Origin of the sequence: Streptomyces sp. Y7 (assembly GCF_043195415.1) — a bacterium.
In the GTDB taxonomy this organism is placed as follows: domain Bacteria; phylum Actinomycetota; class Actinomycetes; order Streptomycetales; family Streptomycetaceae; genus Streptomyces.
Map to the genome: position 1 here is coordinate 429,552 of NZ_JBIDDQ010000001.1, position 15,619 is coordinate 445,170.

Consider the following 15,619-nt stretch of genomic DNA (forward strand, 5'->3'; position numbering starts at 1 on the left):
CCACCCGACCAGGAGCGAGCATCCATGCAGGCCCCCCTCTACCAGGTCAAGGCAGAGTTCTTCCGCATGCTCGGCCACCCCGTGCGCATCAGGGTGCTGGAACTCCTCCAGCACGGGCCGGTGTCCGTCCGGGACCTGCTGGCCGACATCGAGATCGAGCCGTCCAGCCTGTCGCAGCAACTGGCCGTCCTACGGCGCTCCGGCATCGTCGTGTCCATGCGGGAGGGCTCCACCGTCCGCTACGCGCTGGCCGGCGGGGACGTCGCCGAACTCCTGCGCGCGGCGCGCCGGATCCTCACCGAACTGCTCGCCGGCCAGAACCAGCTCCTCACCGAACTCCAGCAGGTCGACGCGCCGGACACCGGTCTGCACACCACCGCCAGGTGACGGCCGGGTGCTCCCTCGGCCGGCTCCAGGACTTGGCCGTGAGACGCTCCGGCGCGGTCCCCGCGCGAGCAAGGACCGGGCCGGAGGTTCAGCGGCGCCGCACCACGGTCACCGTCGTACGGTCACCTCATGGCGCGAGCCGGTAGGCGTTCGTGATCGTCTCGCGGACGGTGTTGCCGCCCTTGTCCTTCAGGTCCACTCGGAAGGACGCTGCCTTGGCGGTCGCGGGGTGCTTCACGCTCACCGAGCGGGCCCCGTTCGCGGCGGTCGTCACGGTCAGCGGCTTCCAGGTCCGCCCGCCGTCGAAGGAGACGTTCACAGTCAGCGCGGCGACCTGCCCCGCCGCGGCGGCCGCACCGCTCAGCTTCAGCGGCACCGTGAGTGTGCTGCCCGCCGGGGCCGTTCCGGTCAGGCTCAGCTTCGGTGCGAGCCGTACCGTCGACAGCGGCAGCCTGGCTGTGGCGTCCGACGCCGGCCGGGCCGAGGTGAACGTCCACACGCCTGACACCTTCGTGCTGGTGGAAGTGTCCGCGGCGGAGCGGCTCGCCTCGAACGTCAGCCGGTACGGGGCCGAGGCGACGGGGACTTCCGCGCCGATCCAGTCCGTGGCCGCGCCCTCCGCGAGAACCCGGCCGCCGGACTCCAGTCGGCCGAAGCCGCCGGCGACGATCGAGGACCCCCAGTTGCCGCTGCCGTCGTTGAACAGCGGGATCCTCGCGCTGATGTAGTCACCGGTCCGCTCGGCGCCCTGTTCCTCCGGGCTCCCGGCCGCGAGATCGGGGCCGACCACCCCGGTGTTGAACCTCAGGGTGTGGCTGGAGCCCGCCTCGTACGCCACCCAGTCCTTCCCATAGGTCATGCGCACCTCGCCGGCGTCGTTGAGCTGGGACGCCCTCCAGGACCAGCGCACGCCGGCCGTGCTGAGGTAGTGGGTGGTGCTCCGCGGCAGCTTCTGTTCCTGCGGGTCCTGGATGCCGATGTTCATGCCGCGCTCGTCCAGCGGTGTGATGTGGACCTGCCCCTTCGCCCCGGTGACGGACGCGCCGAATCCCAGCTTCACCTCGGCGACGTCGGCCCGGGTGACGGTGCGGTTCAGGCCGGTGAAGAAGCTCCCCTTGCGGTTGAAGGCGAGCCGGTAGTCGACGTTCCCGCCGGCCGCTCCGGGCGTCTTCCACACTCCGTTGAACTGGGCCCGCATCGCGTCGGACGCCGGGCCGAGGGAGGCGGTGCGGATCGGCGGGACCCCGTTGGTGGACCAGGAGTTGGACAGCCCCAGGGCCTCGTCGTAGTAGCCGACGATGGAGGTGACGAGCTTCGCGGCGGGGTCCGGGGCCTTCACCACGAACGGCTTCGCCTTGCGGGAGTCGAGGGTGACGGCGACGTTCCCGGTCACCTTGAGAACGGGCTGGACGAAGAAGCCGAGTTCGTTGTCCTCGGCGAAGACCAGGCTCTCCAGCTGGTACGACCCCTTGGGCAGCCGTTGCACCACCGTGCCGTTCTCGCTGTACGGGAGCTCCACGCGCCCTCCCTCCCCGGCGACGGGGTTGATCGTCGTCGCGTAGGTGGCGGGGCTCGCCCCGTCGGCGTCGATGTGCCGCACCGTGACGTCGTACGACTCCACCTCGCGCTCGACCACCAGACCGGTGCGCACCTGCTGGCCGTCTCCCGACGCAAGGACGGTTCCGCCGAAGACGCCGTCGGCCGTGCCCTGGCGTGTGTCGGCGGTGACGGTGGTCTTCGCGGTGCCGCCGGCCGGAACGGTGAGCTGGGCGTCCTTGACGGTGAACATGCCGGTCGGGGCGGGGTGGCCCGCCGCGTCGACACCGGCGGCGCTCAACCGCAGGGTGACGGCCTGCGTGCCGTGGTTGCGGTAGGTGAGGGTCTTGGCGGCCGGCTTGTCGTCGGCGTGCGGCCAGGCCTGCATGCCGAAGTCGAGGGAGCCGGGCTCGGAGACGACGGAGGCGGTGGCCGCGCGCTCCAGGTCCACCCGGCCCGAGCCCTGCTGATGGGCGTTCAGCAGCGGGTTGGGTTTGGCCGAACCGGTCAGGAGCGCCTTCAGCCGGGCTCCGCTCCAGCCCGGGTGCTGCTGGAGCACCAGCGCGGCGGCGCCCGCGACGTGCGGAGACGCCATCGACGTACCGGACTGCGACACATAGCCCTCGCTCGGGGGCGCGTCGCTCTGTGTGGTCAGGGCGGCGGTGATGTCCACGCCGGGGCCGGTGATGTCCGGCTTGGGGGTGCCGTCGAGGTTCGGGCCGCGGCTGGAGAAGTCCGCGATCGCGTCCTGCTTGTCGACGGCGCCGACGGTGAGCGCGGCGGGGGCGCTGCCGGGCGAGCCGAGCGTGCGGGGTCCGTCACCGTCGTTGCCCGCGGCCACCACGAACAGGGCCTTGCCGGAGAGCCGGGCGACGGCCTCCTCCAGCGGATCGACACCGGGAGTGTCCGGGTGGCCCAGGCTCATGTTGACGATCTGCGCACCCTGTTCGACGGCCCACTCCATGCCGGCGACGATGTTCGACGTGGATCCGAAGCCGTCGTCGGCCAGGACCTTGCCGTCCAGCACCTTCGCGTCGGGCGCCACGCCCTTGTAGCGGCCGTCGGACCTCGCGCCGCTGCCGGCGAGGATGGAGGCCACGTGTGTGCCGTGCCCGAAGCGGTCCTTGACGTCGGGGGCCTCGCTGAAGTTCTTCTGGGCGATCTCGACGCCCTTGAGGTCCGGGTGGGTCTGGTCCACGCCGGTGTCCAGGACCGCCACCTTGACGCCCTTGCCCGTGTAACCCGACTGCCACATGGTGGGCGCGCCGATCTGCGGCACGCTCTCGGCCAGGTCGGCCCGGACCTTCGCGTCCAGCCAGACATGGGCGACGGGTCGCGCGGGGGCGGCCGTACCGCCTGACGTACGGGCCGAAGAGCGGCCTGTGAGGGCCGCCCACAGCTCCGGGGCACCGGCCTTGGACGCCTTGAACGCCTCACCGCCGACCGCCAGCAGCGCGCGACGCTCCCGCAGGGCCACGCCCGCGAACGGGTCGCCGCCTGCCGAGTCCCTCGCACCGGCGCCGTCTTTGCCATAGCCGACGATCAGCGGCAGCGTGGCGCGGTGCGCGTCGCCGTACCCGTCCTTGACCAGGCGCGCGACGTCGAAGAGCTGGCGGTCGAGCACTCCGTCGGCGACCATGCGCAGGGCGTCCTGCGGGACGACGTACGTGTGGCCCTCCTCGCGCCGCACCGAGAAGCCGATGCCCTCGCGGCCCTCGCCGCGCTCCAGCCGGACCACCTGACCGTCGGAGGCGACGGTCGCACGGTCGCCGGTGATCAACGTGACCGTCGCCGGAGGCTTCGCCTTCGCCGGGGCCTTTTTCCCGTCGCCCGCGCCGGACCCGGCGGCCTGCGCGTGTTGCCCTCCCGCCGATACCGCTCCCGTGACCAGCGCCCCCGCCGCTAAGGCGGCCAGTGCCGCCGTTCTCGCGCGTGCCGTGAATCCCACTCGTCTCCCCCGCCTCGTGTGCATGCCAACGCGTTCCTCGGTATCACGCACGGGAGTTGCGTTCGGTTCTCGGTGTCACTCGCGAGCCGGTGAGGAGCAGAAACCGTCAACGGTCCGCGTGGACGTCCCCTTGAGCCGTGAGAACGACCCCCTCGCGCTGGGGAAACGCGCCCGGCGGGATGCCGGGAATGGAGTGCGCCGAGGTCGTCCGCTCGTCGCCGGTCGGCGGGCCCAGGGTCAGGCGGGTGACGATGCGGTAGCGGTCGCCGCGGTAGATGGAGTGGACGTATTCGACGGCCTGGCCGTCGGTGTCGTTGGTGAGGCGTTCGAAGAGGAGCGCCGGCGACAGGTGCGGCACGCCGAGGATCTTGGCCTCTGCCTGGCTGACGACGGTGGGCTCGATCGTCTGCACGGCTTCGCTCACCCGCACTCCGTGGCGGTCGTGGAGGTGCTCGTACAGGTCGCCCGCTTCCAGTTCCTGGGCGGTCAGCGTGGGCACCAGGCGCGCGGGGATGTGCAGGTGCTCGATGGCCATGGGGACGCCGTCGACCAGCCGCAGCCGCGCCACGTAGACGATGTCGGCGGCGGGTGACAGGTGCAGTTTGCGGCCGACCCGGGCCCCGGCGGCGATGGTGGTGAACTCCAGCAGGCGGCTCGTCCAGGCGCCCGACGCCCGGGGAACGACCATGGCCCGCTGGTCCGACACCAGCTCCTGCGTGATCTTCTCCGGCGCGACGAACATGCCGCGGCCGTGCTCACGCACGAGGAGTCCCGCGGCGACGAGTTCGTCGACGGCTGCCCTCAGGGTCGGCCTGGAGACATGGAGCTCGGCGCACAGGGACCGCTCGGAGGGGATGGCGTCGCCGGGGTCGAGCGATTCCATGAGTTCGAGGATGTGGTCCCGGACGCGTTCTCGCTTGAGAAGCGTCCCCGACTCGCCAGCGTCCATGCTGCTGCTCCCGCCCCGCCGTCCGTGACTTCACCTGACCAGCCCTCATTCCTTCTTACCACTGGTCGGGTACTGGTCAGGTGGAGTGTAACCAGATAGCACCCCGCCGCGGGACGGCTCGGCGTGAATCGTTCAACCAACAGCCAGTCCAGCGCGGAGGGTTGACGCCTCGATTGGTCTATGCCACCTTCATCGACCAACAAGAGGTCACCTGACCAGTCGACGAACTGGTCAGGTGGCGTGGCGCTTTCCTCCCAGGGGTGAACTGTGAAGCTCCGCATGCTTGCTGGTGTTTCCGCGCTGGTCCTCGCCGGCGGCCTCAGTGCCTGCGGCGGCGACTCGGAGTCGTCCGGGAAATCCGCCGACGGCCGGACGACGATCGACGTCTGGCTCATGCGCGACAGCGTCTCGGCGCAGTTCCAGAAGGAGTTCGTCGCGGGCTTCGAGGCGGCTCACAAGGACATCGATGTGAAGGTCCAGATCCAGGAGTGGGACGGCATCGGCGAGAAGGTGACCGCGGCACTCGCCAGCAACGACGCCCCGGACGTCATCGAGACGGGCAACACCCAGGTCGCCCAGTTCGCGCAGAGCGGCGGGCTGCTCGACCTCAGCGACAAGGTCGGCGAACTCGGCGGCGGTGACTGGCTGAAGGGGCTGGCGGAACCGGGCGCCTACGAGGGCAAGCAGTACGGCATCCCGTACTACGCGGCCAACCGGGTCGTGATCTACCGGACCGACCTGTTCGAGAAGGCCGGCGTCGACGCAGCAGCCATCAAGACCCGCGACCAGTGGATCACCGCGACCGAGAAGCTCAACAAGGGCGGGACGCAGGGCATCTACCTGCCGGGCCAGATGTGGTACGCGCTGGCCGGGTTCGTCTGGGACGAGGGCGGCGACCTCGCCACGCGGTCCGGCGACACCTGGAAGGGCGCGCTCGACAGCCCCGAAGCCGTCCGCGGCATGAACTTCTACGAGCAGCTCCAGGCCCTCGGCAAGGGCCCCAAGGACTCCGACGAGGCGCAGCCCCCGCAGGCCGAGGTCATGGCCAAGGGGCAGGTGGCGCAGATCATTTCGACGCCCGGCGGGGCCAACGTCGTCCTGGCGAACAACCCGGAGCTCAAGGGCAAGCTCGGCTTCTTCCCGATCCCCGGCAAGACCGCCGCGCAGCCCGGTTCGGTGTTCATCGGCGGTTCCGACCTCGTCATTCCGGCCGCATCGGGCAAGCAGGACGCCGCCTTCACGTTCGTCAAGGAACTCACCGGTGACGCCTGGCAGCGCAAGCTCGCCGCGGCCATGAGCTACGTACCGAACAAGACGACCCTGGCCGACGCGGTCGCCGCCGACCCGGGTGCCTCCGCGATGGCCGTGGGCGCCGCGGTCGGCCGGGCGACACCCAACACCCCCGGCTGGGCCGCCGTCGAGGCCAAGAACCCCATCAAGGACTACATGACCGCCGTGCTCACCGGCGCCGACACCCGGTCCGAGGCCGCCAAGGCGTCCGAGGCGATCACCGCGGCCATGACGACCGGCTCCTGACCCGTCGACTGCCCCGCGTTCGGCGCGTCGTGCCCTTCGTCCCGCCGTACAGCGCGAGCCGCACACCGAGAGGAGAGGACATCGTGACGGTCGTCCGTGAGGCCGGCGCACCACCCGCCTCGCTCCCCCGGCCTCCGGGCGGCACCGCCCGGCCGGGCCGCGGCGGCGGGCGCGGGCCCATCGGGGGCGCGGTATGGCCCTATCTGCTGATCGCCCCCGCGATCCTGGGGATGCTGTATCTGCTGGCGTACCCCCTGGTCCGTACCGTGCTGATCTCGCTGCAGGACTTCCAACTACGGCAACTCATCCAGGGCGACGCCCGGTTCGTGGGCCTGCGCAACTACCGGACCCTGCTGACGGACGCCCACTTCTGGCAGGTCGTACGGCGCACGTTCCTGTTCATGGCCGTCAACGTCGTCCTGATCATGGTGCTCGCCACCCTGGTCGCCCTGGTGATCGAACGGCTGGGCCGGGCCGGCCGCGTCACCGTGCTCAGCGCGCTCGTGCTGACGTGGGCCATGCCGGTGATCGCTGCCACAACGGTCTTCCAGTGGCTGTTCCACTCGGAGTTCGGCATCGTCAACTGGGCGTTGAAACAGCTGGGGTTCACGTCGTTCGACCGCTATCCCTGGTTCGCCCACGGCTGGGCCGCCTTCACGATCCTGGTCGTGCTGATCGTCTGGCAGTCGGTGCCGTTCGCGGCCATCACCCTGTACTCGGCCCTGGTCACCGTGCCGACGGAACTGTACGAGTCGGCACGCATCGACGGCGCCTCCGCACGGCGCATCTTCCGCGCCATCACGTTCCCCATGATCCGGCCGATCTTCATGCTGGTGTTCTCGCTGGAGGTGATCTGGACCTTCAAGGCGTTCGTACAGATCTGGGTGATGACGAACGGCGGCCCCGGCGACGCCACCACCATCCTGCCCGTCTACGCCGTGCAGACCGCTCTGTCGAGCCAGCGCTACGACCTCGGCTCGGCGGCCTCGATGGTCACCGTGCTGATGCTGGCCGGCGTGCTCGTCCTCTACTTCCGTCAGATGTTCCGCCAGGAGGGCGAGGCCCTGTGAGCATCCCGCGAGGCGGTACCCGCGGCACGGCGCTCCTGTCGCTGCGGCTGCGGCGCATGCCGCTGTACATCGCCGCCGCAGTGATCGTCGTCGTCTGCCTCTTCCCGGTCTACTGGATGGTCGCGACCGCGTTCAAGCCCAACCGGGACATCCAGTCCGACAACCCTCAACTGCTGCCCCAGACCTGGACGTTGGACCACTTCCGGGCCGCTGTCGACGCCGACGGCTTCGGACTGTTCTGGCGCAACAGCATCCTGGTGACCCTGGGCGCCGTCCTGCTGTCCCTGCTGGTCGCCCTCGGAGCGTCGTTCGCGGTGGCACGCATGCGCTGGCGCGGCAGACGGCAGTTCATGCTGATGGTGTTCATCGCGCAGATGGCGCCCTGGGAGGCGCTGATCATCCCGGTGTACATCATCTCCCGCGACACCGGCATGCTCGACCGGCTGCCCACCCTGACGCTCGTCTACTTCATGATGACGCTGCCGTTCACCATCGTGGTGCTGCGCGGGTTCATCGCCGCCATCCCACCGGAACTGGAGGAGGCGGCACAGGTCGACGGCTGCACCCGGCTGAGCGCCTTCCGGCACATCGCCTTCCCGCTGCTCGCCCCCGGTCTGATGGCCACGTCGCTGTTCGGCTACATCACCGCCTGGAACGAGTTCACCTACGCCAACTTCCTGATCATCAAGCACCAGGACAGCCGCACGCTGCCCGTGTGGCTGTCGTCCTTCCAGAACGTCTTCGGCACGGACTGGGGCGCCACCATGGCCGCCTCCACGCTCTTCGCCCTGCCCGCGCTGGCCGTGTTCCTGCTGCTCCAGCGCCATGTGACGGCCGGCTTCGCCGCCGGTGCCGTCAAGGGCTGACACTCCCCCGCACCCGACCCCCGGAGACATCTGTGCCCGCACCCCCGCCCGTGACCTTCTCCCTGCTCCCCCGCCCCACCAAGGCCCACGCCCGTGCAGGTCACTTCACCTTCGGCCCCGACACCTGCCTGCGTATCAGCAGCGGTGCCGAACCCGCCGCCGAGCTGCTGCGCGCCCTGCTCACCCCGGCCACCGGCCTGCCGCTGCACTCCGCCGAGGACGCGACCGTCGTCCTGGCGCTCGATCCGGCCCTGACCGGACTCGGCAGCGAAGGGTACGGCCTGACGGTCGGACCGCACTCGGTACTGCTGCGCGCCGCACAGACCACCGGCCTGCTGCGCGCAGTGCAGACGATCCGTCAGCTCCTGCCCCCGCAGGCCCTGGCGGGGTCCCCGCAGCGCGGGGTGGCGTGGTCACTGCCCTGTGTGGAGATCACGGACGTCCCCCGGCACCGCTGGCGCGGCGCGATGCTCGACGTGGCCCGCCACTTCCAGCCCGTGTCGTACCTGCGGCGTTACGTCGACCTCCTCGCGCTGCACAAGATCAATGTCTTTCATCTGCATCTGACCGACGACCAGGGCTGGCGGATGCCGGTCGCGGCGTATCCCAAGCTCACCGAGATCGGCTCCCGGCGTGCCCGGTCCGTGCTCCGCGCCGGCAGCGACGTCCACGACGGCGTGCCGCACGAAGGCGCCTACACCCGCGCCGAGTTGGCTGGCCTGGTGCGCTACGCGGCCGCCCGCGGCATCACCGTGATGCCCGAGATCGAGATGCCCGGCCATGTCCGCGCCGCCCTGGCCGCGTATCCGCACCTGGGCAACCGTCCCGACCGCGTGCTGGACGTGTGGACCCGGTGGGGCGTGTGCGACACCGTCCTCGGCGTGCACGAGGAGGTCTTCGACTTCTGCCGCACCGTGCTGGAGGAGGTCATGGACGTCTTCCCCTCCCCGTACCTCCACATCGGCGGGGACGAGTGCCCGACCGTGGAGTGGGAGCAGAGCCCGCACGCCCTGGCGCGGGCGCGGGACGCGGGGCTGAACGGGCCCGCCGCCCTGCACGGGTGGTTCCTGGGCCGCGTCGGAGCGTTCCTGGCCCGGAACGGACGCAAGCCGGTCGGCTGGGCCGAGACCGGCACCGAACTGCCCGACCACTTCACCGTGATGGCCTGGCGCGACCCCGCGCACGCCCTGGCCGCCGCCGGACGCGGCCTGGACGTGATCAACGCCCACTACCGGTCGACCTACTTCGACTACCCGCAGAGCGAGGGCCCCCAGGAGCAACCGGCACAACCCGGGGCCGTCGTCGCGCTGCGCGGCGTGCACGCCCACGACCCCGTACCCGAAGAGGCGACGCCCGAAGCCGCGGCCCGCGTGCTGGGCACCCAGGCCCACCTCTGGACCGAGTACGCCGCCACCCCTGACCGGCTCGAATACCTCACCTACCCCCGGCTGTGCGCCCTGGCGGACCGCGCCTGGAGCGGCCCGACGCCGTGGACGGACTTCCGTTCCCGCCTGGACCGGCACCTCCCGCGTCTCGACGCCCTCGACGTGCGCCGCCACCCCTGATCCCACCGAGCACGACGAACCCCACATCCCGTGTTGGAAGGAATCGGCATGACGTCCCGAACCACTCCGAGCAGGCTGCGTATCGTCGCAGCCGCCTCCGTGGCCATGGCCATGGGCACCGTCGGCCTCACCGCCCTGACCGGCACCGCCAGCGCCGCGACCGACGACGTGACGGTCCAGTACCGGACCAGCGCCACGGGTCTCACGGCGGACCAGGCCGAACCCTGGCTGAAGGTCAGGAACACGGGCGACAGCGCCCTGTCGCTCAGCACCGTCAAGGTGCGCTACTACTTCAAGGCCGACTCGGCCGGCACCGCCTACCGCTTCGCCTGCTCCTGGGCGGTCAAGGGCTGCGCCAACATCACCGGCACCTTCGGCACGCCGGCCAATCCCACGGCCACCGCCGACCGTTACCTGGACATCGGCTTCACCGCGGGAGCCGGCACCCTCGCTCCCGGCGCCGACACCGGGGACATGCAGCTGCGCTTCCACCGGGCGGACTGGCAGACGCTCAACCAGGGCGACGACTACTCCTTCGGCGCGTCCCAGACGACGTACGCGGACTGGTCGAAGGTCACCGCCCAGGTGTCCGGCAGCACGGTGTGGGGAACGGCCCCCGAGGGCAACGAGCCGACCGATCCGCCCACCGACCCGCCCACGGACCCTCCGGCCGGCGGGCAGAGCCTGTTCGACGACTTCAACTACACCAGCTCGAGCGACCCGAAGATCTCGGCCAACGGCTGGAACGTACGCGCCAGCTCCGGCGGTCCGGGCGTGCCCGGTGCCACCTGGTCCCCGGAGAACGTCACCTTCGCCGCCTCCGGCGGCAACTCGGTGATGAACCTGCGGACCTCGACCGCCGGCACGGCCGACAGCACCAAGCAGACCGAAGTCCTCACCAAGGCGACGAAGTTCAAGAACGGCACCTACGCGGCCCGGGTCAAGTTCGCCGACGCGCCGGTGTCCGGTCCGGACGGCGACCGCCTCGTCCAGACGTTCTTCACGATCAACGACCTCAAGGCGCCCATGGCCGACGACTACGCGGAGTACGACTTCGAGTACCTGCCCAACGGCGGCTGGGGCGAGCCCGCCAACATCCTGTACACGACGTCGTGGGAGACCTACAACCCCGATCCCTGGCAGGCCGTCAACCAGCACACCGAGTCCCGGCAGAGCTACGCGGGCTGGCACGACCTGGTGCTCACCATCGACAACAGCACCATCAAGTACTACGTCGACGGACAGCTCTTCGGCACCCACGACGCCGCCTATCTGCCCGAGCGCCCCATGTCGATCAACTTCAACCAGTGGCTGATCGACCTGGCGGGCCAGACCAGCACCACGCCGCGGTCCTACGACCAGCAGGTCGACTACGTCCTCCACGTCAAGGACCAGGTCCTGACCCCGGCACAGGTCGCGGCGAAGGTCGGTGCCTACCGTACGGCCGGCACGGCCTTCGAGGACACCGTCCCCAGCAGCTAGCGCACGCCGACGCGGCGGCGGGGCCCCCGGTTTCACCTCGACGGGCCCCGCCGGCCGCCGGACGCTCCTCAGACTCCTTCGACGGCGCCGTGTGCGAGCAGGCTCTCCGCGCAGTCGAGCACCGCTTCCCGGGCGGGCCGCAGCTGCCACCCGAGGACCGTTCGGGCCTTGTCGGTGGTGTGCCGGTTGCGGCGGCCGAGGGAGGGCGTGATCTCCCTCAGGGACGGGTCCCGGTACCGGGCCATGAGGCGGACGACGGCGTCGGGTATCCGGCGGGTGGACACCCTGCGGCCGTTCGCGCCGAGGCCGTCGCGCAGCGTGCGCGCCATCTCGGACGCGGCCTGCGGCGCCCGGACCGGCCGGAGAGCTGACCTCGCCGCGCCTTGGGGGGACTGCCGAGGTCAGCGCCTGTCACCTCGGCCGCGGAGGCTCAGGACGATGACGGAGACGAGGAACCAGAAGGCACCGAAGGCCGAGTAGCCGGCCACGGTGGACAGACCGCTCGTCGCCGAGGCGGACGTGCCGGCGATGGTGGCGCCGGCGAGGACGGACTGCCCGCCGCTGATGACCATGGGCCACTGGGCGCCGACCGTGCGACGGCGCCGGAGCGCCACGGCGAGCTGGACGGCTCCGGCGAGGAGGGCCCAGACGCCGAACACGAGGAGTGCCTTGCCGATGGTGGAGAAGGCGGCGACGATCATTCCGGCGGTGGTGGCGAGGCCCAGACCGATGGTGACGGTACTGACACGGTCGGTGGAGCCGGGGCCCGCCAGGCGACGTTCCAGGAGCGTGGCGATGACGTCCCACAGGGGGTAGACGACGAGGAGCGCTGCCGCGATCGCCGTGGGCCTGTCCCCCGACACGAGCCGGCCGGACGTACCGAAGACGAGTGCCACCCAGATCAGGGAGAAGGCGACTCGGATCAGGTAGAGCGAGCGGAGCCCGGAGGACAGCGTCGTGGCCGCGGTCGAAGCGGTCGTGGTTACGGTGGTCTGAGTCATCAGGTGTCCCGTGGTGATCGTGACGGTGTGAGGCGGTCGCCTCGACCACGAGTCTCAGCGGCCTCGACAAGGGCCGCGTACTTCGAACGAAGTAGTTCTGCCGCTCACTTCGGGCGCGGTACCTCTGTCTCCACTTAGGCGGGAGGAGCACCGCCGCATGCGGCGACCGGAGCGACTTCGTTCGTCTACATCATTTGAAGTACACGGCCGCCGCACGCGTGGACGAGAATCGGCTCATGGTGCTCATGGTCAAGGCGCAGAACAGTCACGACGGGCCCGCGGCACCGCTGTGGGTCCGCCGGCCGGAGGTGCTGCACCGAGTCGCCTACGCAGTGGCCGCGCTGGTGTTCACAACCCAGATCGTGGCCGCGGTCCTGAGGGGCTCGGACTGGCCCACGGCCCTCTCCGTGCTCCTCGCCGGCGGCGGTGTCGCCCTCTCCTGGTGGAAGCCGTGGGCGGGACTGGTCGTGACGAGCGCGGCGTCCTTCGCCGTGACGGCGGTGGGGCACGACCCCCTGTCGGTGTGGATGATGGCGGTTCTCGTGCTGTTCTCGGTCACGCTCCGGGGAAAGCAGCCGCTGGCCGGAACCGGGATCGTGGCGGCGTTCTTCCTCGGGGCGTTCATGACGGTGGGAGGATTCCGCGGCGGTGCGGTCGTGGGAGCCGCCGCCCTCTTCTCGGCGATGGCGGGCGGTGCGACGGGAGCCGCGCTGCGGATCCACCGCGAGCACTGGTGGACCCTGGAGGAACGCGCCGAAAGCGCCATCGCCACCCGTGAGATCGAAGCCACCCGACGCGTCACCGAAGAACGGCTCCGCATCGCCCGAGACCTCCACGACGTCATCGGCCACCAGGTCGCGATGCTGAGCCTGCACCTCGGCGCCGCCGAGATCGGGCTGCCCGAAGGCTCCGAGTCCTCCCGGCAGGCCCTCGACTCGGCCAGGTCCAGTGCCCGCACCGTGGTCGTGGAGACGCAACGCATCCTCGCCCTCCTCCGCCTCGGGGACGACGTCTCCGGCGACGAGGCGCTCCGGCCGACCCCGGCGCTCAGCGGCCTGGAAGGACTCGTCGCCTCCTTCGAGAGCATCGGTCTCGACGTCCGGCCCTCCCTCGACATCCCTGCCGGCTTCGTGGAACCCAGCGTCGGCGTGACGGTCTACCGGGTCGTCCAGGAAGCGCTGACGAATGCCTACCGGCACGGCGAGGGGACGGCGACGGTGGAGGTGCGTGAGCGCGACGGCAGGATCTGCGTCACCGTCGAGAACCCCGTCGCCCGCTCGCCCCGCGGCTCGGGGACGGGCAGTGGACTCGGGCTCGTGGGGATGCGCGAACGTGTCGAGTCCTCCAGCGGACGGCTGACGATCGACCGTCACGACGGGCGGTTCCGGGTCCACGCCGAGTTCAGCCCGCTGGGAGCGGTCGTCCGATGACACGCGTTCTGATCGTCGACGACCAGGACGAGATCAGGGCCGGGATCCGCACGATGCTCCGGCTCGACCCGGACCTCGTCGTCGTGGGTGATCTCTCCGATGGACTCCAGGTCGTCCCCTTCCTCCGGGACCACCCCGTCGATCTGGTCCTGATGGACATCCGGATGCCCGGCATCGACGGCGTCGAAGCCACCCGCCGGATCCGGCTGGAGCATCCGCCCGAGAAGACCCGGGTGATCGTGCTGACCACCTTCGACCAGGACGACATCGTGCTCGCCGCCCTGCGCGCCGGCGCCAACGGTTTCCTCAGCAAGACGGTCAGTCCCGCCGAACTCGTCGCCGGCATCACCGAGGTCGTCGGTGGTGGCGGTGCGTTGTCGGCCGCCGCGACAGCGGCGCTCATCGGCCATATGACCGACAGTCCGCCCCCGGTGATCGACCGGGAACTGCTGCGCCGCTTCGACGCCCTGACGCCCAGGGAGCGGGACGTGGTCGTTCTCGTCGCGAGCGGTCTCGGCAACGACGAGATCGCGGCGCAGATGTCCGTGTCGCCGTTCACCGTGAAGACGCATGCGGTGCGGGCCATGACGAAGGTCGGCGCACGTGATCGCGCGCAACTCGTCTCGTTCACCTTCCGGGCGGGCCTCTACCCCTGAGCCGCGGCCGCGCTGTCGACCTCGCGCGGCCCTCCGCACCTCGTACGCGGCCTCATCTGCGCGGCGCCATGCTTGCGAACCGTCACCCTCTGTGGCGAGTTGGAACCGCTCCGTCAACTCATTCATCATGTCCGAACACACTGTATGGTTACTCGCGCGATGGCTTGCCGAAGCAGCGCCACGCACGCCACCACCCAAGAAGCAGCGACCCCTTCTGAAGGCAGGACACAGCCATGACGCTCACCACCACTCCATTCGGGATGCGCGCCACCGCCGCGGAGGTGCTCGACGGGGTCGATCTGAGCGGACGCCGGATCGTCGTCACGGGAGGAGCCTCCGGCCTCGGCGTCGAGACGGTGCGCGCACTCGCCGGTGCGGGAGCGCGGGTGACCATAGCCACCCGGACCCCGGAGGCCGCCAAGGCGCTGCTCGAGGAGTTCCCGGAGACCAGGGCCGTCGCGGTCGACCTTGCCGACCTGGCGTCCGTCCGTGCCTTCTGCGCCGCCTGGAGCGGGCCCCTCGACGGCATCATCGCCAACGCCGGCGTGATGATGCTCCCGACCCGGCAGGTCAACGCGCAGGGCTGGGAAATGCAGCTCGCCACGAACTACTTGGGCCACTTCGCCCTGGCCGTTGGCCTGCACTCCGCTCTGCGGGAGGCCGAGAAGCCGCGTGTCGTGGTGGTCAGTTCCGGTGCACAACTGCGGGCGGGATTCGACTTCGACGACCCGCAGTTCGAACGGCACCCCTACGACCCGTTCGTCGCCTACGCGCGGTCCAAGACCGCGGACGTGCTGCTGGCCGTCGGTATCAGCGACAGGTGGGCCGAGGACGGCATCAGCGCCAACGCCTGCGCGCCGGGATGGATCCACACCAACCTGGCCCGGCACATCGACACGGCCACCATGCAGGCCCTCGGCGCGATGGACTCGGACGGCAATCTCCTCACTCCCGACTACTACAAGACCCCGGCGCAGGGCGCCGCCACGGCGGTTCTGCTGGCCGCGTCACCTCTCCTCGAAGGCGTCACGGGACGGTACTTCGAGGACAACCAGGAGGCCGAGGTCGTGGACGGCGGTCCCGAGGTGATGGCCGGCGTGGCGAAGTGGTCGGTCGACCCCGCCGCCGCCGACCGGCTGTGGGACTACGCTCTCCCCGTTGTGCGTTGATCCACTGCCGCCCGCAGGCCATGC

The 15,619-nt window shown here is 70.4% G+C and carries 13 protein-coding genes; 9 read left to right on the plus strand and 4 right to left on the minus strand.

All coding sequences use genetic code 11. The features are described 5' to 3' along the window. Positions 1-24 precede the first annotated feature (24 nt). A complete protein-coding gene (locus tag ACGFW6_RS01805; protein WP_393503396.1) occupies positions 25-387 on the plus strand; it encodes an ArsR/SmtB family transcription factor in 363 nt (120 codons plus the stop codon). Positions 388-514: 127 nt separating this feature from the next. On the opposite strand, the gene ACGFW6_RS01810 is transcribed toward ACGFW6_RS01805, so the two are convergent. Continuing rightward, the gene (locus tag ACGFW6_RS01810) at positions 515-3,871 is read right to left on the minus strand and encodes a S8 family serine peptidase (protein WP_393503399.1); all 3,357 of its coding nucleotides are present in this window, start codon (positions 3,869-3,871) and stop codon (positions 515-517) included. 106 nt (positions 3,872-3,977) lie between these two features. Continuing rightward, positions 3,978-4,820, minus strand: a complete 843-nt coding sequence (locus ACGFW6_RS01815) for a GntR family transcriptional regulator (RefSeq protein WP_393503402.1) — start codon at positions 4,818-4,820, stop codon at positions 3,978-3,980. A gap of 279 nt (positions 4,821-5,099) precedes the next feature. Here ACGFW6_RS01815 and ACGFW6_RS01820 point away from each other — a divergent pair, with 279 nt between their 5' ends. The 5 genes from ACGFW6_RS01820 to ACGFW6_RS01840 all read left to right on the plus strand — a co-directional run bounded on the left by ACGFW6_RS01820 (position 5,100) and on the right by ACGFW6_RS01840 (position 11,339). Further along, positions 5,100-6,356, plus strand: a complete 1,257-nt coding sequence (locus ACGFW6_RS01820; RefSeq protein WP_393503405.1) for an extracellular solute-binding protein — start codon at positions 5,100-5,102, stop codon at positions 6,354-6,356. An 83-nt stretch (positions 6,357-6,439) separates the two neighbouring features. Further along, positions 6,440-7,426: a carbohydrate ABC transporter permease gene (locus tag ACGFW6_RS01825; protein WP_393503408.1), complete on the plus strand. Its 987-nt coding sequence runs from the start codon at positions 6,440-6,442 to the stop codon at positions 7,424-7,426. A gap of 56 nt (positions 7,427-7,482) precedes the next feature. Further along, positions 7,483-8,292, plus strand: a complete 810-nt coding sequence (locus ACGFW6_RS01830; RefSeq protein WP_393505044.1) for a carbohydrate ABC transporter permease — start codon at positions 7,483-7,485, stop codon at positions 8,290-8,292. A gap of 32 nt (positions 8,293-8,324) precedes the next feature. Then, positions 8,325-9,857 (plus strand): beta-N-acetylhexosaminidase, encoded by a 1,533-nt coding sequence (locus ACGFW6_RS01835; protein ID WP_393503411.1) that lies wholly within the window; start codon positions 8,325-8,327, stop codon positions 9,855-9,857. Between the two features lie 48 nt (positions 9,858-9,905). Then, complete coding sequence (locus ACGFW6_RS01840; RefSeq protein ID WP_393503413.1) at positions 9,906-11,339, plus strand: cellulose binding domain-containing protein; 1,434 nt, start codon at positions 9,906-9,908, stop codon at positions 11,337-11,339. A 68-nt stretch (positions 11,340-11,407) separates the two neighbouring features. Here ACGFW6_RS01840 and ACGFW6_RS01845 read toward each other — a convergent pair whose 3' ends face one another. Beyond that, positions 11,408-11,668: a hypothetical protein gene (locus tag ACGFW6_RS01845; protein ID WP_393503416.1), complete on the minus strand. Its 261-nt coding sequence runs from the start codon at positions 11,666-11,668 to the stop codon at positions 11,408-11,410. Positions 11,669-11,740: 72 nt separating this feature from the next. Then, complete coding sequence (locus ACGFW6_RS01850; RefSeq protein ID WP_393503418.1) at positions 11,741-12,340, minus strand: hypothetical protein; 600 nt, start codon at positions 12,338-12,340, stop codon at positions 11,741-11,743. Between the two features lie 236 nt (positions 12,341-12,576). Between ACGFW6_RS01850 and ACGFW6_RS01855 the strand changes: the two genes are divergently transcribed. The 3 genes from ACGFW6_RS01855 to ACGFW6_RS01865 all read left to right on the plus strand — a co-directional run bounded on the left by ACGFW6_RS01855 (position 12,577) and on the right by ACGFW6_RS01865 (position 15,595). Next, positions 12,577-13,770 carry a sensor histidine kinase gene (locus ACGFW6_RS01855; RefSeq protein WP_393503421.1) on the plus strand — a complete coding sequence of 398 codons (1,194 nt, stop codon included), beginning with the start codon at positions 12,577-12,579 and terminating at the stop codon, positions 13,768-13,770. Next, on the plus strand, positions 13,767-14,426 hold the full coding sequence (locus ACGFW6_RS01860; RefSeq protein ID WP_393503424.1) for a response regulator: 660 nt from the start codon (positions 13,767-13,769) through the stop codon (positions 14,424-14,426). Before ACGFW6_RS01855 ends, ACGFW6_RS01860 begins: the two co-directional genes overlap by 4 nt. 233 nt (positions 14,427-14,659) lie before the next feature. Beyond that, on the plus strand, positions 14,660-15,595 hold the full coding sequence (locus ACGFW6_RS01865) for an SDR family NAD(P)-dependent oxidoreductase (protein ID WP_393503427.1): 936 nt from the start codon (positions 14,660-14,662) through the stop codon (positions 15,593-15,595). The last annotated feature ends 24 nt before the right edge of the window (positions 15,596-15,619 follow it).